This window comes from Mucilaginibacter tolerans (assembly GCF_030519375.1).
Lineage (GTDB): Bacteria > Bacteroidota > Bacteroidia > Sphingobacteriales > Sphingobacteriaceae > Mucilaginibacter.
In genome coordinates, this window is record NZ_JAUMKB010000002.1 from 430,724 (window position 1) to 451,577 (window position 20,854).

Annotated in this window: 22 protein-coding genes and 1 tRNA gene; 6 read left to right on the forward strand and 17 right to left on the reverse strand. The window is 41.4% G+C overall.

The genetic code is table 11. The annotated features are described in order from the left end of the window. Positions 1-63: 63 nt before the first annotated feature. The 13 genes from pgl to Q3A68_RS04565 form a co-directional block, all read right to left on the reverse strand. Positions 64-792: a 6-phosphogluconolactonase gene (pgl, locus tag Q3A68_RS04505; protein WP_302899856.1), complete on the reverse strand. Its 729-nt coding sequence runs from the start codon at positions 790-792 to the stop codon at positions 64-66. A 7-nt stretch (positions 793-799) separates the two neighbouring features. Then, complete coding sequence (gene zwf / locus Q3A68_RS04510; RefSeq protein WP_302899857.1) at positions 800-2,314, reverse strand: glucose-6-phosphate dehydrogenase; 1,515 nt, start codon at positions 2,312-2,314, stop codon at positions 800-802. 35 nt (positions 2,315-2,349) lie between these two features. Then, positions 2,350-3,774, reverse strand: coding sequence for an NADP-dependent phosphogluconate dehydrogenase (gene gndA, locus Q3A68_RS04515; protein ID WP_302899858.1), 1,425 nt, complete (start codon positions 3,772-3,774; stop codon positions 2,350-2,352). After that, positions 3,771-4,400 carry an HAD family hydrolase gene (locus Q3A68_RS04520; protein ID WP_302899859.1) on the reverse strand — a complete coding sequence of 210 codons (630 nt, stop codon included), beginning with the start codon at positions 4,398-4,400 and terminating at the stop codon, positions 3,771-3,773. Before Q3A68_RS04520 ends, gndA begins: the two co-directional genes overlap by 4 nt. A gap of 5 nt (positions 4,401-4,405) precedes the next feature. Next, complete coding sequence (gene tal / locus Q3A68_RS04525) at positions 4,406-5,500, reverse strand: transaldolase (protein WP_302899860.1); 1,095 nt, start codon at positions 5,498-5,500, stop codon at positions 4,406-4,408. Positions 5,501-5,520: 20 nt separating this feature from the next. Then, positions 5,521-5,964: an RpiB/LacA/LacB family sugar-phosphate isomerase gene (locus Q3A68_RS04530; protein WP_302899861.1), complete on the reverse strand. Its 444-nt coding sequence runs from the start codon at positions 5,962-5,964 to the stop codon at positions 5,521-5,523. A 72-nt stretch (positions 5,965-6,036) separates the two neighbouring features. Beyond that, positions 6,037-8,040, reverse strand: coding sequence for a transketolase (tkt, locus tag Q3A68_RS04535; protein WP_302899862.1), 2,004 nt, complete (start codon positions 8,038-8,040; stop codon positions 6,037-6,039). A gap of 44 nt (positions 8,041-8,084) precedes the next feature. Further along, positions 8,085-8,837: an ROK family protein gene (locus Q3A68_RS04540; RefSeq protein WP_302899863.1), complete on the reverse strand. Its 753-nt coding sequence runs from the start codon at positions 8,835-8,837 to the stop codon at positions 8,085-8,087. 326 nt (positions 8,838-9,163) lie between these two features. Beyond that, positions 9,164-9,234: transfer RNA gene (locus tag Q3A68_RS04545), tRNA-Cys, on the reverse strand. Between the two features lie 120 nt (positions 9,235-9,354). Beyond that, on the reverse strand, positions 9,355-10,005 hold the full coding sequence (locus tag Q3A68_RS04550; protein ID WP_302899864.1) for a redoxin domain-containing protein: 651 nt from the start codon (positions 10,003-10,005) through the stop codon (positions 9,355-9,357). 94 nt (positions 10,006-10,099) lie between these two features. Further along, the gene (locus Q3A68_RS04555) at positions 10,100-10,552 is read right to left on the reverse strand and encodes a DUF4395 domain-containing protein (RefSeq protein WP_302899865.1); all 453 of its coding nucleotides are present in this window, start codon (positions 10,550-10,552) and stop codon (positions 10,100-10,102) included. Positions 10,553-10,591: 39 nt separating this feature from the next. Then, entirely contained in the window at positions 10,592-11,482 is an 891-nt protein-coding gene (locus Q3A68_RS04560; protein ID WP_302899866.1) for an SMP-30/gluconolactonase/LRE family protein, read from the reverse strand. Positions 11,483-11,490: 8 nt separating this feature from the next. Next, a complete protein-coding gene (locus Q3A68_RS04565) occupies positions 11,491-12,981 on the reverse strand; it encodes an alpha-L-fucosidase (RefSeq protein WP_302899867.1) in 1,491 nt (496 codons plus the stop codon). A gap of 102 nt (positions 12,982-13,083) precedes the next feature. Here Q3A68_RS04565 and Q3A68_RS04570 point away from each other — a divergent pair, with 102 nt between their 5' ends. Together Q3A68_RS04570 and Q3A68_RS04575 are read left to right on the forward strand one after the other, a co-directional pair. Then, a complete protein-coding gene (locus Q3A68_RS04570) occupies positions 13,084-15,246 on the forward strand; it encodes a glycoside hydrolase family 3 N-terminal domain-containing protein (RefSeq protein ID WP_302899868.1) in 2,163 nt (720 codons plus the stop codon). A 5-nt stretch (positions 15,247-15,251) separates the two neighbouring features. Next, a complete protein-coding gene (locus Q3A68_RS04575) occupies positions 15,252-15,713 on the forward strand; it encodes a DUF4268 domain-containing protein (RefSeq protein WP_302899869.1) in 462 nt (153 codons plus the stop codon). On the opposite strand, the gene Q3A68_RS04580 is transcribed toward Q3A68_RS04575, so the two are convergent. The 4 genes from Q3A68_RS04580 to Q3A68_RS04595 form a co-directional block, all read right to left on the reverse strand. After that, positions 15,706-16,104 (reverse strand): VOC family protein, encoded by a 399-nt coding sequence (locus Q3A68_RS04580; protein ID WP_302899870.1) that lies wholly within the window; start codon positions 16,102-16,104, stop codon positions 15,706-15,708. The genes Q3A68_RS04575 and Q3A68_RS04580 overlap by 8 nt on opposite strands. A gap of 7 nt (positions 16,105-16,111) precedes the next feature. Further along, complete coding sequence (locus tag Q3A68_RS04585; RefSeq protein ID WP_302899871.1) at positions 16,112-16,552, reverse strand: YybH family protein; 441 nt, start codon at positions 16,550-16,552, stop codon at positions 16,112-16,114. Between the two features lie 63 nt (positions 16,553-16,615). Next, positions 16,616-17,641, reverse strand: a complete 1,026-nt coding sequence (locus tag Q3A68_RS04590) for an alpha/beta hydrolase family protein (protein WP_302899872.1) — start codon at positions 17,639-17,641, stop codon at positions 16,616-16,618. Between the two features lie 66 nt (positions 17,642-17,707). Beyond that, the gene (locus Q3A68_RS04595) at positions 17,708-18,277 is read right to left on the reverse strand and encodes a Crp/Fnr family transcriptional regulator (RefSeq protein WP_302899873.1); all 570 of its coding nucleotides are present in this window, start codon (positions 18,275-18,277) and stop codon (positions 17,708-17,710) included. A gap of 156 nt (positions 18,278-18,433) precedes the next feature. Between Q3A68_RS04595 and Q3A68_RS04600 the strand changes: the two genes are divergently transcribed. The 4 genes from Q3A68_RS04600 to Q3A68_RS04615 all read left to right on the forward strand — a co-directional run bounded on the left by Q3A68_RS04600 (position 18,434) and on the right by Q3A68_RS04615 (position 20,676). Next, positions 18,434-19,006 (forward strand): RNA polymerase sigma factor, encoded by a 573-nt coding sequence (locus tag Q3A68_RS04600; protein WP_302899874.1) that lies wholly within the window; start codon positions 18,434-18,436, stop codon positions 19,004-19,006. Between the two features lie 11 nt (positions 19,007-19,017). Then, positions 19,018-19,437, forward strand: coding sequence for a hypothetical protein (locus Q3A68_RS04605; RefSeq protein ID WP_302899875.1), 420 nt, complete (start codon positions 19,018-19,020; stop codon positions 19,435-19,437). A 68-nt stretch (positions 19,438-19,505) separates the two neighbouring features. Beyond that, the gene (locus Q3A68_RS04610; RefSeq protein WP_302899876.1) at positions 19,506-19,721 is read left to right on the forward strand and encodes a hypothetical protein; all 216 of its coding nucleotides are present in this window, start codon (positions 19,506-19,508) and stop codon (positions 19,719-19,721) included. Between the two features lie 322 nt (positions 19,722-20,043). After that, on the forward strand, positions 20,044-20,676 hold the full coding sequence (locus Q3A68_RS04615; protein WP_302899877.1) for a phosphatase PAP2-related protein: 633 nt from the start codon (positions 20,044-20,046) through the stop codon (positions 20,674-20,676). Positions 20,677-20,854: the final 178 nt, after the last annotated feature.

Genomic DNA, 20,854 nt, shown 5'->3' on the forward strand with positions numbered 1-20,854 from the left:
AAAGTAGCAGGCATTATCATGTTTGCCCGGGAACCTATTTTACAGATCAATTAGAACGATAGACTATTTTCGTTTTAATTGAGCAACCGCACCCGTATCCAAAAACCATTGCAAATCACCACTTTGAGGTTTTATCAACTGAGCAGGATACTCTTCAATATCTGTTTTATCTTCAATGATATGATGCACGGCGACGGCTTTACCCTCGCCATATACAAGGAAAGCCACATGGTGTGCCAGATTGATCAGAGGTGCTGTCATTGTGATTCGAAACACCTTCTGATCTTCAAGAAAAACAGCTTTTACCGAGGCTGTTTTATCATGAAGAACAGGTGTGTGCGGAAACAGCGATGCAGTATGAGAATTGTCACCCAATCCTAATAGCACTAAATCAAAACGAGGCTCAGTCCCGGCAAAATACAAATTGATGTCATTTGTATATGCTTTAGCAGCCTCATCCGGGCTTAATGAAGTATCAATCGGAAATATCTGCTTGTAACTCAACTCCAAAGGTTCAAGAATAGCCTTTTTGGCCATCAGATAATTACTTTGCGAATCGGTGTGCGGAACGTAGCGCTCGTCACCAAAAAAGAAATGGACTTTATTCCACTCAATTTTATTTTTATATGACGGGGACGCTAATAATTCATAGAGTTTTTTAGGGGAATTTCCTCCCGACAGTGCTATAGAAAATTGCCCATTTGTGGAAATTGATTCCGATGCAATTTCCACAATAAAGTTGGCCAATCCCCTAAGAACTTCGTCCTCATTTTTAAAAACATTTATTTTCATCAAATAATTATTTTTTACCTTGTACAGGTAGAGTAAACCAATTAAATCCGTCGCGTGCAATTAATGCCTCAGCTGATTCAGGCCCCCATGAGTCGGCTGAATAATTAGGAAAATTCAGGCTCTTTTTATTTTGCCATGTGCTCAATATTGGCATCACCAGTTCCCACGCAGCTTCTACCTGGTCCCCGCGCATAAACAGTGTCTGATCGCCAAGCATGGTATCCAGGATCAGGGTTTCATAAGCTTCCGGAGCCTGCTGTGTATAAGTACCTTTATAGTCAAATACCATATCAACAGCATTTAAGATCATATCAATACCAGGGCGCTTAGCCTGAACCTGCAAGCGTATACTCATCTCAGGTTGTATACTGATAATTAATCTGTTTTGCTGCCAGCTTTCAGCCGCTTCGGTAGGAAATATAAGGTGAGGGACATCCTTAAACTGGATGGTGATAACAGATGAAGATTGATGCAGGCGCTTACCGGTTCTCAGGTAAAAAGGCACACCCTGCCAACGCCAGTTATCAATGAAAAACTTGATGGCAGCAAAAGTTTCTGTGTTTGATTCGGGATCAACCTTTGGCTCGTCGCGATAAGCGGGAACTTCTTTTCCTTTCATCCAGCCGCTGCCATACTGACCACGAACTGCCGACATACGTACATCGTCCGGACCAAACTTACGCATGGCCTTCAATACGTCTACTTTACGGTCGCGCACTTCATCAGCATTAAAACTTACAGGCGGTTCCATCGCTATATGGCAAAGCAACTGCAACAAGTGGTTCTGGATCATATCACGCAAAGCGCCTGAACCATCATAGTAATCGCCGCGTTCCTCAACTCCTAACTGCTCAGAAACTGAAATCTGCACGTGTTCAATAAAATTACGGTTCCAAAGCGGCTCCATAATAGAGTTTGCAAAACGGAAAGCCATAATATTTTGTACCGTTTCTTTGCCAAGATAATGGTCTATACGATATATCTGGCACTCATCAAATATACTGGATAGCAGCTGATTAAGTTCTTTAGCCGTATCCAAATCATGTCCAAACGGTTTTTCTATTACTATCCTGGTCCTGTTCTTATCGTCAGCTAGTTTAGCCTTTGCCAGGTTAGAGGCGATGATCGGGAACAGATTAGGCGACACCGCCAGGTAATAGATCACATTTGGTTTTGCTTTCCAATCAGCGCTATGTTTTTCGATGCGTTTGCCAAATTCTTTATATGTTTCAGCATTTTTTACATCTGAAACCTGATAATATACATTTTGTGCAAATGCTGCCCATTTTTCTTTATCAGGTACACCGCTGCGTGAAAACTGACTAAGATCATTATATAGATTTTCCCTGAATTGTTCGTCAGAATATTGGGTACGACCGGTACCAATTATAGAAAATTGCGATGGCATCCAACCATCCAAAAACAGGTTGTACAGAGCAGGGCCAATTTTTCTGGAAGTCAGGTCGCCCGTACCACCAAATATGACAAAAATGGTTGGGTCTGATTTTGTGTTTGAGCTCATGGTAGTTTTTTGTTTGAACAAGGATTTTTTTGTCATTATTTTTTTTCAGCCCATTGTGTGTGAAATACACCCTCTTTTCCAATCAACTCATAAGTATGTGCACCGAAATAATCGCGCTGAGCCTGAGTAAGGTTTGATGGCATACGTTTATTAATAAAATTATCAAAATAACTGATTGATGCGGTGAAGGATGGTGCAGCTATTCCAGCAGTAATTGTTGCCGATAATACGGTGCGCGCTCCTTTAACTGCTTCTGAAACCAATGCATGAACATTATCATCCAGTAACAGGTGAGCTAAACTTGGGTTTTTGTCGTAAGCCTTGAATATATCATTCAAAAATGCTGAGCGAATGATACACCCACCGCGCCATATTTTTGCAATCTCGCCTAATTTAAGATCATATTTATATTCTTCAGATGCTCTTGAAAGCAAGTGCATACCTTGAGCATAAGAAACGATCATGCTGAAGTAGAAAGCCTGCTCTAATGACTCAAGGAACGAATCTGTATCAACATCCAGCGCTTTTTCTCCGTCACCATATAAAGCTGCAGCCTGAACTCTCAATTCTTTGTATTTAGACAGATCGCGCATAGACACCGAGCTATCTATAGTTGGTATTGGTGCCTGAAGGTCCATTGCTACCTGCGAGGTCCATTTACCCGTGCCTTTTGCTTTTGCTTCATCCTTAATATCATCTATCAGTAAATGATCTGTACCTGGCGCATTGTATTGGAAAATATCCTTGGTGATATCCAAAAGAAACGATTGTAAACGACCGGCATTCCATTTGGTAAATACATCGCCTATAGCTTCATTGTCCATTTGCAGACCTTTTTTCATGATCTCATAAGCTTCAGCGATCAGCTGCATCAGGCCATATTCGATACCATTATGCACCATTTTCACAAAGTGTCCTGATGCACCCGGACCGATATAGGTTACACATGGCGCCCCGTCAACTTTCGCTGCGATGGCTTCGAAAATGGGCTTCATTACATTATAAGCCTCTTTATCACCACCCGGCATCATACTTGGGCCACGGCGAGCCCCTTCTTCGCCACCTGAAACGCCCATGCCGAAAAAGTGCAGGCCCTTTGCTTCCAGTTCTTCTACACGGCGATTGGTATCGGTAAAATGTGAGTTACCACCATCAATTAATATATCCCCCTTTTCGAGCAGTGGGGTCATTTCTTCAATAACAGCATCGACAATTTTTCCCGCAGGTACCAACATCATGATAGCGCGCGGCGTAGTAAGACTTGCTATAAATTCCTTCGCATCACTAAAACCCTGTACATCTTTATCTTTTCCTTCTTCATTCAGCGAGTTTACTTTTGAAGCGTCTTTATCATGGCCCGCTACGGCGTAGCCATGGTCGGCCATATTAAGTAATAAACTCCGGCCCATAACACCCAGGCCTATCATGCCAAAGGCATATTTATTTGATGTTGTGCTCATTTTAGTTTTGAGTTTTCTTCTTTTAAATCTTCTAATATTTTCTTTGTCGTTTCAAAGCTGGTGTGCTGATAAGCACGCAATCCCAGTTTCCCGGCGGCAATAGCGAACATTTTCCTGTCATCGAAATAAACGCATTCCTGGGGTTGTGCCATAGCTATGCCCATCGCGAGCTTGAATATTGCCGGATCGGGTTTACGGATACCTACTTCGCAAGAGGATACAAATGCATCAAAGCATTCATGAAGCTTGAATTTTTTGATGCGATAATCATTAAGTTCTTTACCCTCATTATTAATAGATATGATCCGAAAACCGCAATCTTTTTTCCATTCCTTTAGCCAGGCAAGCATATCCGGCAACTCTTTTGATTGTTCAAACATGAATTGCTTAAAATCTTCACGTGTAAAGTCACGTGGGCGATTAAAAATTACGGTGTCGATATATTCATCCAGGTCGACACCGCTAGCTTCATAAACATTAAAGATGAACGTGTGTAAATCGTTAACTTCCTTGTAATTAAGATTAAATCGCCTGGCAGCTTCCTCGCGGGATTCGTGCCCCCAGCCGTTAGTAAGCAATATGCCTCCTATATCAAAGAATAAGAATTTTACGGCTAATGTCTCCACAATAATTAAACTTTGACTTTCTGATCCTCAATAGCTTGCAGCAGTTTCTCAAACGGTTTATTGAATTTATCGACACCTTCGTCCTCCAGTTGTTGCGTAACCTTATCTATATCGATACCAATAGCTTTTAGTTTTTCCAACACAGCAGTGGCTTGGTCAAGGCCTTGTTCTAACGTATTTGCTGCAATACCATGATCGCGGAAAGCCTCAATAGTTTCCAATGGAACGGTATCAACTGTATCCGGGCCAATTAATGCTTCAACATATTTGGTATCCTTAAATGCAGGGTTTTTGCTGCTGGTGCTTGCCCATAATAGCCGCTGTGGTTTTGCACCCTGTGCCGCCAGTTTTTCCCAACGCGGGCCACTGAACACTCTCTTATATATCTCATATGCTTTTTTAGCTGATGCGATAGCGACTTCTGCCTTTAATTCAGGTGCGCCTTTTTCATCCAGCATCGGGTCAACTAAAACATCAATACGGCTCAGGAAGAAACTTGCAACAGATGTGATATGACCGATTGAATGTCCAGCAGCCAAGTGGTCTTCCAAACCAGCAATATATGCTTCAGCCACTTCTTCATAGCGTGGCAAGCCAAACAATAAGGTAACGTTTATATTAATGCCTTTTGCTATTGAACTGCGAATGGCACCCAAACCAGGTTTAGTGCCTGGTATTTTGATCATTACGTTTTTGCGATTAACTGCCTTCCATAATTTTTCGGCCTGTTCGGCTGTTTCTTTCTCCTTAAGTGCAAGGAATGGTGAAACTTCAAGGCTCACATAACCGTCAACACCTTTTGATTCTTCGTAAACACCTTTGAAAAGGTCTGTTGCATTTTGGATATCTTTAACTGCAATGCCAAAGAATATCTCTTCATTATCATTAGTAGTTTTTGCTAATTCTGCAATATCAGCGTCGTAATCTGAGCTGCTGGTAATGGCTTTTTCAAAAATAGCCGGGTTAGAGGTTACCCCTCTTACTCCGTCTTCATCTATCAGTTTCTTTAATTCGCCAGATTTGATGATCTCACGATTGATAAAATCGAGCCAGATGCTCTGACCGAAACTGTGGATTTGTTTTACTCTATTAGTTGCCATGATTATTTTCTTTCTATTGTTTATTTTTCAAGTAAGTGAACTTTTTGCAACCGGCGCATATGCCGCTCAAGTCCCGTGAATTTTGCATTTAAAAAAGCCTGAACATATTCTTCAGCTGCCATGTACCCGGTGATGCGCCCACCAAGACATAGCAGATTTAAATTGTCATCCTCAACGCCCTGATGGGCCGAGAAATAATCATTAATTAGTGCAGCCCTCACACCTGATACCTTGTTGGCTACAACCGAGGCCCCTACGCCACTGCCGCAAATAGCAATGCCTCTTTCCACATCTTTCGTCGCGATGGCCTGTGCAAGTGGTACCACATAATCAGGGTAATCATCCTGCTCATTCAATTCGTATGCACCAAAGTCAACTACCTCATAACCAGAAGTTACCAGAAATGCGTGAAGTATTTTCTTCAATTCATATCCGCCATGATCAGCAGCTATACCTATTTTCATATCTTAGATTTGAGATGTGGGATATGAGATATGAGAAAAACTTCTCACTTCTCATATCTCATATCAAACATCTTATAATAGTGCCTTTGCCTTGTTTACAACGTTTTCAACTGTAAAGCCGAATTCCTTGAAAAGTTCTTCAGCAGGTGCCGATTCGCCGAAAGTATGCATTGCAATAATGTCGCCTTCGTCGGTTACATATTTATGCCAGCCTAACGGAGAGCCCATTTCGACAGCTAAACGTTTTTTGATCGATTTAGGGAACACTTTTTCTTTATATGCAGCATTTTGCTTTTCGAACAGTTCCCATGACGGCATACTTACTACCCGTGCCTGGATACCTTGTTCAGCCAGCTTAGCCTGTGCTGCCATAATTAATGATACTTCAGAACCAGTTGCCATCAAAATAACCTGAGGCGTTTTTTCTGAATCAGATAAGATGTAAGCACCTTTCTCTAATCCTGTAGCTTTACCATATTTATCCTGATCAATGATCGGTAATCCCTGACGGGTAAATACCAATACAACCGGACCGTCTTTGTGTTCTAGCGCTACGCGCCATGCTTGTGCAGTTTCGTTAGCATCAGCCGGACGCAGCACTACAATATTTGGAATAGAGCGCAATGAAATTAGTTGTTCGATTGGCTGGTGAGTAGTGCCGTCTTCACCTAAACCGATACTATCATGCGTATAAACAAATATCGGTCTGATCTTCATGATGGCCGCCAACCGGATCGGCGGACGCATGTATTCTGAGAACATTAGGAAGGTCGCACCGAAAGGAATAATACCTTTTGTTAATGCCATTCCGTTCAGGGCAGATCCCATCGCATGCTCGCGTATACCGAAATGGAAGTTACGCCCGTCTCTTTTTTCAACCGTGAAAGAATCATATTCTTTTAGGTTTGTTTCTGTCGAAGGTGCAAGGTCAGCTGCACCGCCTATTAAAGTTGGTAATTTGCCAGCAATTGCATTTAGCACTTTGCCGGATGCCTGACGGGTAGCCATTTTTCCGTCGGCTTTAAATACCGGCAAGGCTGCATCCCACCCTTTAGGTAATTCCCCACTTATCGCTTGTTCATATTCAGCAGCTAACTCAGGGAATTTTTCTTTGTAGGCTTTGTACAGGTCATTCCATTTCTGCTCGGTACCAGCGCCTTTTTCGCCACATTTACGATAATAATTCAAAACCTCGTCCGGCACGACAAATGATTGCTCAGGATCAAAGCCAAAAAACTGTTTAACCAATTTCAGCTCATCAGCACCCAGTGGTGAACCGTGTGCACCAGCAGTATCTACCTTATTAGGGCTACCATAAGCAATATGTGAACGAACTTTGATCAGCGACGGTTTGCTAACTTCTACCTTTGCGTTGTTGATAGCATTTGATAATGCATTAATATCGTTCACATCATTTACAACCTGTACGTGCCAGCCGTATGATTCGAAACGTTTTGCAACATCCTCATTAAAAGTGATATCGGTATCACCCTCAATCGAGATGTGATTATCATCATAGATATAAATAATGTTTCCGAGTTCAAGGTGACCTGCCAATGAGGCTGCTTCTGAGGCAACGCCTTCCATTAAGTCGCCATCGCTCACTACCGCATAAATTTTGTAGTCGAACAAATTAAAACCCGGCTTATTATAACGTGCAGCCAGATATTTTTGACCTATAGCAAAGCCTACACCATTAGCAAAACCTTGCCCCAGTGGACCGGTGGTCACTTCAATACCATCCAGTAAGCCATATTCAGGGTGACCTGCTGTTTTACTATGTAACTGCCTGAACTTTTTAAGATCGTCAAGTGTAATATCGTAACCGGTAAGATAAAGGAAACTATACTGGAACATACACGCATGGCCAGCTGATAATATAAATCTATCGCGATTGGCCCAATGTGGGTTCTTAGGGTTGTAGTGCATAAATTGCGACCAAAGCACATGACCTACCGGCGCTATTGCCATTGGTGTGCCCGGGTGTCCTGAATTGGCTTTTTGTACTGCATCGGCTGACAATACCCTTACGGTATCGATACTTAACTGTTCAATGCTTTTTGTAATTGAATCCATATTTTTAACTATAGATGAGTAATTGATTTGAATTGATTAATTTGTTAAAGCGACGGGACAGAGGTAATAAGATCATGCCTGGCATCTTTTAACCATAACCTGGATCCACCCTTAATACCATCCTGATTGGTAACCAGCTTCATGTTCTTATCCAGCTTAAATTTCAGCTTATCTGAATTTCCGCCTCCTATATATAAGGTATCGTAATTAATTACTGTTTTCAAAGACTTCAGAACCTTTTTCATTCGCCGGTTCCATTTGTCAAGCCCCTCTTTTTCGAGAGCTCTTTCACCAACATACTGGTCGTAGGTTTTTCCCTTTGCAAAAGGATGATGGGCTAATTCCAGATGCGGCATTAACTGCCCATCCACCAATAAAGCTGTGCCAAATCCTGTCCCAAGGGTAATCACCATCTCCAACCCTTTTCCACTTACCACTCCAAGTCCCTGCATGTCAGCATCATTCACTACGCGGGTGGGCTTACCCAACTCCTTTTCCAATTTTTTACTCAGATCAAAGTCCTTCCAGAAATCGGTCCCTAAATTAGGTGCGGTTTTAACTACTCCATGTTTAACGTAACCCGGAAACCCTACTGAGATATAATCGTATGCGGGAAAAGACTTTACTAACTTCTTTATAACATTAACTACGTTTTCGGGGTTTGCAGGTAAAGGTGTAGGTACCTTATCGTAATCCATTTGCAGTACACCTTTGTCGTTTAAAATAGTAGCTTTTATATGCGACCCTCCAATATCAATTGATAGAAATTTGGGTGAAGATGCGATCTTTTTTTCCATGTAATATTTAAGGGTTATGCGTTTTTCTTGCAGATGATTTTCGGCCCTTCAAATCGTTAGTTCAAAGTTAGAACATACATTGATTAACTCCGTTTTTAATGGCAATGTTTTTTATCTTATTAAAGTAATTTTTATACACGTGTAACTATCGGTATTTCTATAGCTGGTTAGTTGGCGGGTGCAATATTAAATAAATTAGATTTGGGAACAACTTTTTTTGAAGTGAAATAATATTTATTAATATTATGTTAATGAAACCTAGGCCATTTGAGGAAAACAGGCCTTATATAAACAGGTTTTTTAAAAAGTTTTTAAAAAGAATTTTGACGTCGGGGGCAGATTCGAACTGCCGTAAAAGGTTTTGCAGACCATCACCTATCCACTCGGTCACCCGACTATAGAATAACGGAAGCTTTCACTGCTCCCGTTATCAAACCAAAAAAAACTAAGAAATCACTACCTAAATAGTATCTTGATAACGTCAGCCTATTGACTAAATCTATCGCCTGTTACTGACCTATTTTAAAGTCCTTATTTTACTCTGGTGAGTACTTACTTTTTTTACAGTCGAAATAACTTCACTGGCTGGAAATGTTTTTGAAAAGTCGGGATCGATATGATCATATTCAATTTGTCCGGTTGCCGACACGACATAAGTAGCCAATAGCGGCACATTGGTATCAATGCCCGAAAACTTATTCCATATCGGATCATGATCTGAGTATATCCTGAACTTTTCAGCAATCTGTTTATCCTTGTCGAAATAGAAACTCAATGATAAACTGTTATCCCATATCAGTTTTTCCAGTTTCCGGTCTTTTTCCGAGCTAATGATTAAAAGACTCGCTTTGTTTGCCGTAATATCATTCTGCAAAGAATTTAATTGCTTGAGCAGATCAATACCGTATTGCTGCCAGTGATACGAATAAAAACCGATAACCAGCGGTTTATTCAAAAGTTGATGGAATAAAACGGGCCCGTGTACCTCGACACCATTAAAAAACTGCTGCCATCTAGCCGGGTCTTTCTCCAGTGAAAAATCAGGAAGTACGTCCCCTGACCTTACAGGTTCTGATTTTTGAAACGATCTGAAAACCGGATCTGGATCAGGTATGATCTCTGATATATCAAAGTATGGAAAACTGTTTACTTTAAGTGCTGACAACATAATCTATTTTTCTTTAGTAAATCGACAAGACAAATGTATATATAATCTATCGATTTTGTAGTAATTTATTTTAAATTTTTTATTCTTCCTTTAATTAGTTGTTTTTAAGCGAATTACTTAATTTATTTAACATACTGTAGACGCGGCATCCAGCGCAAAAGCCCAGAAATGCTTCCAGAAAAGCGAATAAAATCAGCACAGAAGTCACGATTAGCACGGCAGTAGTTAAATTTAGTAAGGTCAAAATCAATATACCTGCAGTAAATAACAGCCCTACCCCGGCAGCAAAGCGTTTAGGTGCCCTGTCAGTAGGTTTGTTCTTTATGTTGAATTGCTTTATCACAACGTCACTTAGAATTGCCAACAAGCTATATTTTCCCAGATTGTTAGCTCTTAGCAAAAAGTCGATTACCAGGAATGCCATGATGACCCATGAGTTGGTAATCAAAAACGTTCCACCTAATAGTAAGACAAAAAAAGCCGTTACCCGTGCCTTATTCTCATTCATTGAGACAAAATCTACCGGGCATTGCACATTATTCTCCATATTATAAATTAAAACGGTTCGGTTAACGGGAAAATTGGGTTACTCCACTCCTTTTACATTCATATGTAAAATATAGATGGCTTTTGACGCAGTGATGAACAGATCATCTTTATTTTTCCCGCAAAAACAAAGGTTCGCGGTCCAGGGTTCATCAATTTTTATATGGGCTATTTTAATGCCCTGGGGGTTATAAACTATCACGCCATTTCCTGTTAAATAAACATTCCCTTTTTCATCCAAGGTCATACCATCCGAGCCCTGTTCAACAAACAAATGTTTATCAGTAAGACTCCCATCAGAGGAAATTTTATATTTAAAGGTTTTGTTAGCCTTTATATCAGCAATATATAAATACTTACCGTCGGGCGTTCCTACTATTCCATTTGGCTGCTCCATATCAGAAACTACCATTACAGGTTTATCACTGCCTTTCGGAAGATAGTAAACATTTTGTCCTTCTATGTCGGGTTTTTGCCTGTCCCAAAAGTCACGCTGATAATATGGATCGGTAAAATACAGGTCGCCATTCGGTGCTGCCCATACATCATTAGGGCCGTTTAACCGATGACCATTGTAATCATTCGCTAAAACTTTGATCTTTTTTGTGGGGCTAATGGCGATTAACTGATCCCTACTTTCGGCACATGAAACCAGGTTACCATTACTATCGAAATAGGTGCCATTGGAACGCAGAGCATCCTGCATAAAAACAGACAGCTTGCCATCTGCACTATATTCCCATATTTTGTTATTGGGTTGATCAGTAAAGAAAACATTCCCCTGCTTATCAACGGACGAACCCTCTGTAAAGCTAAATTGCTTGGAGATCAACTTCGGCTTTGCTGTGGTATCATACAATTGCTGTGCCGATGTAGTTATAACAGCACCAAAACACATTAAAAATAAAAGTGATAGCTTCTGATATTTCATCTCTAAAGTTAGCCTTTTTTAGAAAGGTTCGGCTCACTGTACAATCCAAAATCACTCAAAGCAATACAAACCGGCGCTTTGGTAATTCTTAAACGTACTTTGTTTGTAGTGATATTTTCTGGTAGACGGATCAGGCGGTTACCCCCTATGCTTGTTGCAGTAGCAACCTGGCGCCATTTGCTATCCTGCCATACGTCTACCGCTACTTCGTCTATACGTTGTCCGAGTTTAATATTTTCGCGCAACTGAATAATATTGAAAGATTTCTTTTTATGAAGATCGAGCACCAGTTCGGGTGTTTTCACCTTGTCATCGGTAGCCCAATAACTATAACGATCATTATCCAATAAACGGGCCGGGCCAAATTTTGCCAGGTTCCCCCCTCTTACATTGTTTGCTTTTAAAATAGCACCTTTAGCTAAGTTATTGGCAAAAGTTTGTTTCAATAAATCACCAAACCCTTTCAGAGACTTTACGTCGTTATCACTCAATAAACCTCTTCTGTCTGGCGATAATCCCAGATCCAAACAAGCGCCATGCCCGACACTCATAAAATACAGATTAAAAAGCGAATCAGGTGTTTTCACCTTTTCATCCTGCTCTTTATGATAAAACCATCCTGGTCTTAGCGGAACATCGCATTCTGCCGGCATCCAGTATTTGCCGTCACGGTGGCCTTCTGTACCTTCAGAGTCCTTCGTAAAACCATTTCCTGGCTCTTTACCAGGCTCCGGCGCATGAGGCGTATAAGTTGCCCAGCATGTCTCGCCTGCATGACCTGCCTCATTTCCAACCCAGCGCACATCCGGACCAACATCACCGAAGATTGTTGCATTTGGCTGTAGTTTCCTTGCTATACCCCATGTTTCAGGCCAGCCATAGTAGGTTGAACGGTCTATTTTGCGCACTTCTTTTGCACCGCCATAATAGCCATCTCCGCCATTGGCGCCATCATGCCATACTATAAACAGCGGGCCATAATTACTATATAATTCTGCCAATTGTTTGCGGTAAACTTCTGTCACATACTCGGGCTTTCCGTACAATGCACTGTTCCTGTCCCATGGTGAGCAGTACACACCCAATTTAATACCTAACTTATCACAAGCTTCACGGTACTCTTTTAAAATGTCGCCTTTGCCATCCTTATATAGACTTTTCGATATGTTGTGTTCCGTTGTTTTGGTGGGCCACATGCAAAAACCGTCGTGATGTTTTGCAACGACTACTATACCCTTAAAGCCGCCTGCTTTTAGCGAACTCACTATTTGCATAGCACTAAATTCGGTTGGATTTACAATTTTGGGATCCTCATCTCCAAATCCCCATTCTTTATCAGTATAGGTATCCGGCCCGAAGTGAATAATGCAATACATTTCCGTTTCCTGCCATTGCAACTGTCCTTTTGTGGGCAAAGGGCCATAAGGCTTCGGAGCAGATTGGCTAAAAGTATAAATTACGAATAAACAAGCGAGGAGCGTCAAGCAGATTCTTTTCATTAGATATTAGTGTGGTTGGTTGCTAAAATAGCAATTTTTAGATTAACCGTTCGGTAAACATTTCTTGTGAGCTTTTATTTTTCTCCTTATGTTTAGACCGTAATGAAAAAATCAATAAAACTCTTTGCTATTGCCATTTTGGCCTGTTTTTATTCTGCGCTCGTTCAGGCTCAATCTGTGCCGTTATATAAAGATATGAGCCAACCAATCGATGGCCGTGTTAAGGACTTGGTGTCGAAATTGACCTTGGAAGAAAAGGTCTCATTATTAGGCTATAACAGCAAAGCTGTACCACGTTTGGGTATCCCCGCTTATAACTGGTGGAACGAAGGTCTACATGGCGTGGCACGTGCGGGCGAAGCAACTATATTTCCTCAAGCTATCGGAATGGCAGCGACATTTAATGATGACCTGATCAAACAGGTTTCTACTGTAATATCCACCGAAGCCCGCGCAAAATATAATCTTGCTATACAGAAGGATCGCCATTTGCAATATATGGGGTTGACTTTTTGGACGCCAAACATCAACATTTTCCGCGACCCACGCTGGGGCCGGGGTCAGGAGACTTATGGCGAAGACCCATTCCTGACAGCTACCATAGGCAGCGCCTTTGTAAAAGGCCTACAGGGTGATGATCCGCGTTATTTAAAGGCATCCGCAACCGCCAAACACTTTGCCGTTCACAGCGGGCCGGAGGCTACCCGGGATTATTTTGATGCGAAAGTGGATGAAAAAGATTTCCGCGAAACTTATTTGTATGCTTTTCATGTTCTTGTTAATTCAGGCGTCGAATCAGTAATGAGCGCCTATAATCGCATTAATGGCGTACCTAATTCGATCAATAAAGCCCTTTTGACTGATATATTAAGGAAAGAATGGGGTTTCAAAGGTCACGTGGTAACTGATTGCGGAGCTTTGGACGACGTATATTCCACGCATAAGACTTTACCAAATGCAGTTGAGGTAGCAGCAGCGGCTATTAAAGCCGGTATCGACCTGGATTGTTCGAGCATACTGCAGAACGATGTGATCAAAGCGATCGATCAGAAGCTGATAACCGAAAAAGAAGTAGATCAGCGGTTAACCGAACTTCTGCGTACTGAGTTTAAGCTTGGTTTTTATGACGATGCTCAAAAAGTACCATACCATAATTATGGAGCTGACAGTGTGCACAACGCATCACACGTGGCTTTGTCACGTAAAGTGGCGCAACAGAGCATGGTGTTATTAAAGAATAACAATAATGTACTACCTCTTAATAAAGCTGATTACCCAAGCATCATGATATTGGGCCCTAATGCAGCTGCATTCGACCCAATGGTAGGCAATTATCATGGTGTAAGCAGCAAGGTGGTGAATTTTGTGGAAGGCATTACCGGTGCGGTTGACCCCGGTACACGGATAGAATACGACCTTGGCTCCGATTATACGGACACTACCCATTTTGGTGGTACCTGGGCTGCAGGGAATTGTTCTGTTACAATAGCCGTTGTTGGCTTATCCCCGGTTTTGGAGGGTGAGGCAGGCGATGCCTTTCTTTCCAAGTCAGGCGGCGATAAAAAAGACCTGAGTCTGCCTGCCAGCGAAATCGCATTTATGAAGACTTTGAGGCACAGTGTTAAGACTCCGATTATTGCTGTGGTGACCGCAGGCAGTGATGTCGATATTTCAGCTATCGAACCTTATGCTGATGCTATTGTATTTGGCTGGTACCCGGGCGAACAGGGCGGAAATGCATTTGCAGATCTGCTTTTTGGAAAAGTATCCCCTTCGGGCCATTTGCCACTTACCTTTTATAAATCGATAAAAGATGTTCCGGATTATTCTGATTATTCTATGAAGGGCCGCACCTACCGTTATTTTAACGGACCGGTACAATATCCGTTTGGTTTCGGTTTGAGCTATACATCTTTTGAGTACCAGGCAGAACAAAGTCCTGCGAAGAAATATACTGCAAAGGATACTTTAAGTGTTACCGTAAAAGTTAAAAACACAGGTAAAATGGATGGCGACGAAGTAGTGCAAGCTTATATCGAATACCCACAGGCTGACCGCATGCCAGTGAAAGAATTAAAAGGATTTAAGAAAGTGTCCGTTACTAAAAGTGGCGAACAATCGGTAACCATCAAAATACCTGTAAAAGATCTGCAAAAATGGGATCTGAAAACCCACGGATGGAAAACATATCCTGGTAATTACAAATTAACATTAGGCAGCAGCTCGCAGGACGATAAGTTGAATTTTGCCTTTACGATAAAATAGGCGTTTTGTATTCAAAAGACGAAGCATCTCAACTCAAGCAAACCTTCTGGACTACCTTCGGTCAATACATTTCACCTCAATTATCGGCCGAAGGTTTAAGAGTGAACTGGGTAAATTATAAGACCGGTATCAAATACATCTATTTCAGGATGGAAGCCGGAAAAAAGTCGGCGTCCATAGCTATTGAAATTGTACACCCTGATGCAGGTATCCAGGAATTGTTTTTTGAGCAGTTCCTGGAGTTAAAGAATGTGCTTCATTCAGCTCTAAATGAAGAATGGGAATGGCAACTACACCGTATGGATGAGGAAGGAAAAATTACCAGTCGTATAATAAGGCAATTATATGGCGTGAGCATCTTTAACAAAAACGACTGGCCCGCATTGATTTCCTTTTTTAAGCCTAGAGTAATCGCGCTGGACGAATTCTGGAGCGATGCCAAATATGCATTCGATGCACTTAAATAACTTTCTCAATTACCCATTGATGGCCGAACGGGTCCCTGATATCTCCCTGCCTGTAGCCATAATCATAATCCTGCATAGGTGAGATCACTGTTGCGCCTGCAGCAATAGCCTTTTCCATTACCGCATCCGGATCGGCGACCATCAGCCCCATAATGGTGGTGGTACCGCCACACAAGGCCGGACTATATTGCCTTGCGCTTGGTTTTTCTTCGTGGATATGAAACAATGCGCCTCCTATTTCCAGTTCCGAAACATGAACCGTGCCATCATCATTGCTAAAGCGTCGCAGCTCAATCGCATCAAAAGCCTTCTTATAAAACGCAACAACTTCAGCACCATTTTTCGCTACAAAAAACTGCGGGACAAAGGTCGTTTGTGTAAATACTTTCATAGCAGAATTAACTTGAATGATCGTGCAATATCTTCCAGCCGTCTTTGGTCAATATCATTACCAACGAATAACGGCCAGATCTCTCCGGTAAATTATTGCCCGACAAAGTGAATTTTCCGGTCAGCAGGGCATACTTTTCTCCCAATAAGGTCACTTTCAGATCATCATAATGCAGGTTCTGTTTGGGCATTTTACCGTTAAAGTATTTCTTTTCATACAGTTCTCTAATCGTATTTATCCCTGCCGGACCGGTGGGCATCATCATGGTCGACTCATCGGTATACATCTTCATAAAGCTTTCCAGGTCACCTTTGTTCCAGTCGTTCTCTGAATTTTTCATTGCTGTAATGATCTTTGTTTGAGCATCCTGTGCACGAACAGAGATTGTAAGCACAGAAAAGCTTAAGAAACATAATAGGGGTAAGATAAACTTTGGGATGAGTTTCATATTAATTGGATTGAGATTGGTCAAGCCAATTTCTGAAATAAAAATGAGCAAATCAAAGCTTAATTATTTCAAATTCTCTTTGAAGAAATTTGCAGCCATTTGGCCTACCTGTTGGTGTATCGCATGGCGGTCAACAGATGTATCGTCCATAAAATAAACCGGTGCTTCTTTTTTTACGGGATCAGTGGCTTCGCCTAAGAACACGTAGTGATTGGCCTTGCCTTTGATCAATAAATATTTGGACGCTGGTATCAAGTCATGATAGTGTTCTGCATTGGTTTTATACGGAGTGATGCTGTCGCCTTCAACTTCAACAATATAAAGTGGTTTATCAATCTCTTTTACCTGAGATTTGTCGGCAAATCCTTGTCCTACTGCCGGGCATATTGCAAAAAATGCCTTGATGCGTTTATCCTTTAGGTGCTGTGGACTATTTTTGAAAGATTCATCCGGTTTTCCTGTTTTGATGACTTCCATCAAACCGGGAAATTCGGGTATGTTAGCTTCTTTTTGGCCTTGCGGGCTGTTAGTGAAGTTTTTCAACGCATCAAAACTGAGCACACCGCCAGCAAGGGCTATCGTAGTATAGCCGCCTATTGAGAAGCCAGCAGCTCCTATCTTGTCCTGATCAATTTCTGGACCGAATTTTGGGTCGTTCAGCAATTGGGTTAACACAAAACTGATATCGCGTGGCCTTTGCCAAGGCGTTACAAAGTCAATCGCTATTTTGTTATCATAGGTATTCCCCCAATGATCCACAGCTGCTACCATAAATCCGTTTTGCACCAATATATCGGCGAGCCACTCCAGCGTAAGCCGACCTCCGCCTGTGCCATGCGAGATCATGATGAGCGGGTATTTTTTATTGGCTATTTTTCCGTCCTTTACTGTCTCCATCCGTGGAAATGGCACAAAACCCGTGTTATGCTTTTGCATTGAATCAGTTGTTGGATACCATACTTCGGTAATCAACGGCCGTTTTCTCAGGGTATCATTAAAACGGATGGTGGCCTCTCCAATAGTTATATTTTGTGCTGAAGCAATTGCAGGTAAAAGGAATGCACTTATTATGATTATTATTCTTCTCATGTTCGATTTTTAATAAGACAAAACACGCGATAAATCATTACATCAATATTGACAAAAGTCAATAAATTAAACTTTTGATTTCAACCGGCTCAAGGTTTCCTGCGATATGCCGAGATAATCGGCAATGATCTTGGATGGCAATTTTTGAATAAGATCAGGGTTATCTTCCATCAGCAATGCATATCGTTCTTTCGCATTCATAGTGATCAGGCTTTCAATGCGTTTTATGGATGCGATATAACTCTGTTCCAGGTTAGTCAGGTATATTTTCCCCCAGGCCGGAAAAATATCGGACAATGACCTGAACTCTTTATAGTTTAAATAAAATAGTTCTGATGCTCCGATACTTTGTATAAAAGCCTGTGACGGTTCCTGCAAAATAAAACTTGGAAATGCTGTTCCGAACCAGCCCTCGGGTATCAGCATACGCGTTGATTCGCGGCCATCTTTATCCATCAAATAGACACGGAGACAGCCTTTACTTACAAAATACACATACCGGCATATGTCACCTGCTTCTAGCAATATCTCACCCCGCTTAGCCTTTTTAGATTTCAGCCTATTGCAGAACGCTGCAATTTCTTGGTCACTTATAGCTGCATGTTTTCTAAGATATTCTTCCAGTAACTGGTACATTTCGGGTTTATTTCATGTCGAATATAACCCAAATCATTGTAATAAAATTACACTTCGTTACTCTAAAAGGGCAAATAAGGTTCCCGGGAAACAATTTTTATTTTTTTTAAAATGTTTTTCAGGGACAATCGTCTCTACCTTTAAAGGAGAAACAAATTGATCACCGCTGTAATGCCCGAAGAAAAGAACAACCACATCATACATACAATAAAAGCGTATGGTAAGGGCTTGCTGGGCTTTATCCGCCGGAGGGTGAAAACCGATGCCGATGCCGAGGACATTCTGCAGGATGTTTGGTACCAGCTCAGCGCGGTAGTCAATGCCCAGCCGATAGAGCAAACCGGTGCATGGCTTTACAAAGTGGCGACCAATAAGATCATCGACAAAAACCGTAAAAAATCGGAAGAGCTATTCGACATCAACTTGTCCGGCGATGAGGATGATGAAGAAGCAATAGACTTCAAGGCCATATTGTTAACCGAAGGCACTACCCCTGAGACGGAATACATCCGCAACCTTTTTTGGGAGCAGTTATTCCTGGCCCTGGATGAAATACCCGAGGAGCAACGGCAGGTTTTTATATGGCAGGAACTTGATAACATTCCTTTTAATGAAATAGCCGAACGTACGGGCGAAAAAATACAAACGCTGGTATCACGAAAACGTTACGCAGTGCTTCATCTGCGTAAGCGGCTTAAACAGTTGTATGAAGAAATTATAGAAGATTAAAAATTAAAGACATGACAAATAAAAACTTTGAAGATGCAGCCTACAAACATAGGTTCGGCTTCAGAAAGAAATTGATTTTTATACCATTCCTGATAGTGGGGGTTTTGGCCCTTCTCAGCTACATCGTGATGCTGTTGTGGAATAATCTATTACCAGACATATTCCACATTACCGCCATTACTTATTGGCAAGCGGCAGGACTTTTGGTATTGTGCAAGATATTATTTGGGTTCGGAGGCCCACGCGGTGGCCATCGCGGAGCACCATGGATGCGTCATAAGATGGAACGTTTTAAGAATATGAGCCCCGAAGAACAACAACGTTTCAGGGAAGAAATGCGTGCCCGTTGTGGCAAATGGGGCCGCCATTATAGCGGATTTGATTGGGATGAACCCAAAACAACACAAGAAGCCCCAAAACCGGCAGAATAAAATTTTCAGGACTGTCCAATTTCAGCTATCCCGATAGTTATTGATGAAGAACACTTTAAAGTATCACTATGGAAGTATTAGTTTTTAAAACCGATGTAACCAGTAAGAGGAAAGTAAATAAAGTAAAAGCTTTGTTAACCTCTTTTCCAACCATTAAGCAATGGAATTTTGACCTGGAAGATTGCGATAAGGTACTAAGAATTGAAGCGATCGGACTTCAGCCCGCGACAGTGGAATCACTTCTGCATACTGCAGGTTTCAGTTGTCGTGAATTGGATTATTAACACTGCATTCTGCGGAATAAATTTCGCCAACTTATAACTTACAGGGCCTTTTTAGGCTCTGTAAGTTTATTTTTCAATGCGCTCTCACGATCAAATTACGAGCTCTATCTGCTCCTAACCCAACCTTTTGCTCCCTTCGTCAGGATATATATTTAATATAAACATTCTCAAAGCAGAATATTCCATCGATTTAAAGACCAATTTTCCCGACACATGTAACTATTTTTTTCTTTTTACGTCCTAGTTATTAATTTAGAGTTTAGGGAAACTTAACAATTCATTTATATTGTTATTTTTGCTCCCCGTTTATAAACTGAGAAAAGTGGCTAGACCGATTGCATTGGCATTAAGAAAGAACTGGAAAATGACCTGGAGTTCTCAACTCCAAAGGGCACAACTGATTATTGGCTCAATACTGATGATCATTATCTCTTTAATGTTGCCATCTTTTTTTAATCTGATACAAAAAAGGGACGGCACATTGCTGAATGATTGGGTACTGGCGGCTATCCCGGCTCGTGATGTGTCATGGGAGATATTTACCGTGATCTGGGGTATCGGTTTTTATGCATTATGGCGGGGTATTGAAAAACCAACGATCTATATCACTTATCTCTGGACATTTATATTTATTACCATATTGCGTGTATTGGCTATCAGCCTTGTTCCTCTGGAACCGCCAAAAGGTCTTATCGTTTTAACTGACCCGCTCACTGCCGTTTTTTATGGCAGAAGCACGATTACTAAGGACTTATTCTTCTCGGGCCATACTTCAATCCTTTATCTTGCTTACCTGTGCCTGGAAAGGAAATGGGATAAAATATTGGCCCTGATGGGCACAATCATCGTTGTTTGTTTACTTTTGATACAACACGTACATTATACCATTGATATCATCGCCGCGCCGATCATTATTTATCCGGTATTCAAAGGAGTTAAGTATATGCTTAGCTAAAAGGCAACCTTTTAATTTAAATTTTCGTCCCAACAAAAAACTCCCCACCTGGCGGCGGGGAGCCTGTTCTGGTTTTTACACCAGAACTAACCTAAACCTTATCACGAACATATAACGTGATGAGTTGTTTAGTAGTGTTAGACAATCTGGTTTTTACTTTAAAATGATATTACTGCAT

Bases quoted from the DNA above. Each gene is read 5' to 3' on its own strand.
- pgl (WP_302899856.1), bottom strand. From the start codon at position 792: ATGAAAATAAATGTTTTTAAAAATGAGGACGAAGTTCTTAGGGGATTG.
- zwf (WP_302899857.1), bottom strand. From the start codon at position 2,314: ATGAGCTCAAACACAAAATCAGACCCAACCATTTTTGTCATATTTGGT.
- gndA (WP_302899858.1), bottom strand. From the start codon at position 3,774: ATGAGCACAACATCAAATAAATATGCCTTTGGCATGATAGGCCTGGGT.
- tal (WP_302899860.1), bottom strand. From the start codon at position 5,500: ATGGCAACTAATAGAGTAAAACAAATCCACAGTTTCGGTCAGAGCATC.
- Q3A68_RS04530 (WP_302899861.1), bottom strand. From the start codon at position 5,964: ATGAAAATAGGTATAGCTGCTGATCATGGCGGATATGAATTGAAGAAA.
- tkt (WP_302899862.1), bottom strand. From the start codon at position 8,040: ATGGATTCAATTACAAAAAGCATTGAACAGTTAAGTATCGATACCGTA.
- Q3A68_RS04540 (WP_302899863.1), bottom strand. From the start codon at position 8,837: ATGGAAAAAAAGATCGCATCTTCACCCAAATTTCTATCAATTGATATT.
- Q3A68_RS04550 (WP_302899864.1), bottom strand. From the start codon at position 10,005: ATGTTGTCAGCACTTAAAGTAAACAGTTTTCCATACTTTGATATATCA.
- Q3A68_RS04555 (WP_302899865.1), bottom strand. From the start codon at position 10,552: ATGGAGAATAATGTGCAATGCCCGGTAGATTTTGTCTCAATGAATGAG.
- Q3A68_RS04560 (WP_302899866.1), bottom strand. From the start codon at position 11,482: ATGAAATATCAGAAGCTATCACTTTTATTTTTAATGTGTTTTGGTGCT.
- Q3A68_RS04565 (WP_302899867.1), bottom strand. From the start codon at position 12,981: ATGAAAAGAATCTGCTTGACGCTCCTCGCTTGTTTATTCGTAATTTAT.
- Q3A68_RS04570 (WP_302899868.1), top strand. From the start codon at position 13,084: ATGAAAAAATCAATAAAACTCTTTGCTATTGCCATTTTGGCCTGTTTT.
- Q3A68_RS04580 (WP_302899870.1), bottom strand. From the start codon at position 16,104: ATGAAAGTATTTACACAAACGACCTTTGTCCCGCAGTTTTTTGTAGCG.
- Q3A68_RS04585 (WP_302899871.1), bottom strand. From the start codon at position 16,552: ATGAAACTCATCCCAAAGTTTATCTTACCCCTATTATGTTTCTTAAGC.
- Q3A68_RS04590 (WP_302899872.1), bottom strand. From the start codon at position 17,641: ATGAGAAGAATAATAATCATAATAAGTGCATTCCTTTTACCTGCAATT.
- Q3A68_RS04595 (WP_302899873.1), bottom strand. From the start codon at position 18,277: ATGTACCAGTTACTGGAAGAATATCTTAGAAAACATGCAGCTATAAGT.
- Q3A68_RS04605 (WP_302899875.1), top strand. From the start codon at position 19,018: ATGACAAATAAAAACTTTGAAGATGCAGCCTACAAACATAGGTTCGGC.
- Q3A68_RS04610 (WP_302899876.1), top strand. From the start codon at position 19,506: ATGGAAGTATTAGTTTTTAAAACCGATGTAACCAGTAAGAGGAAAGTA.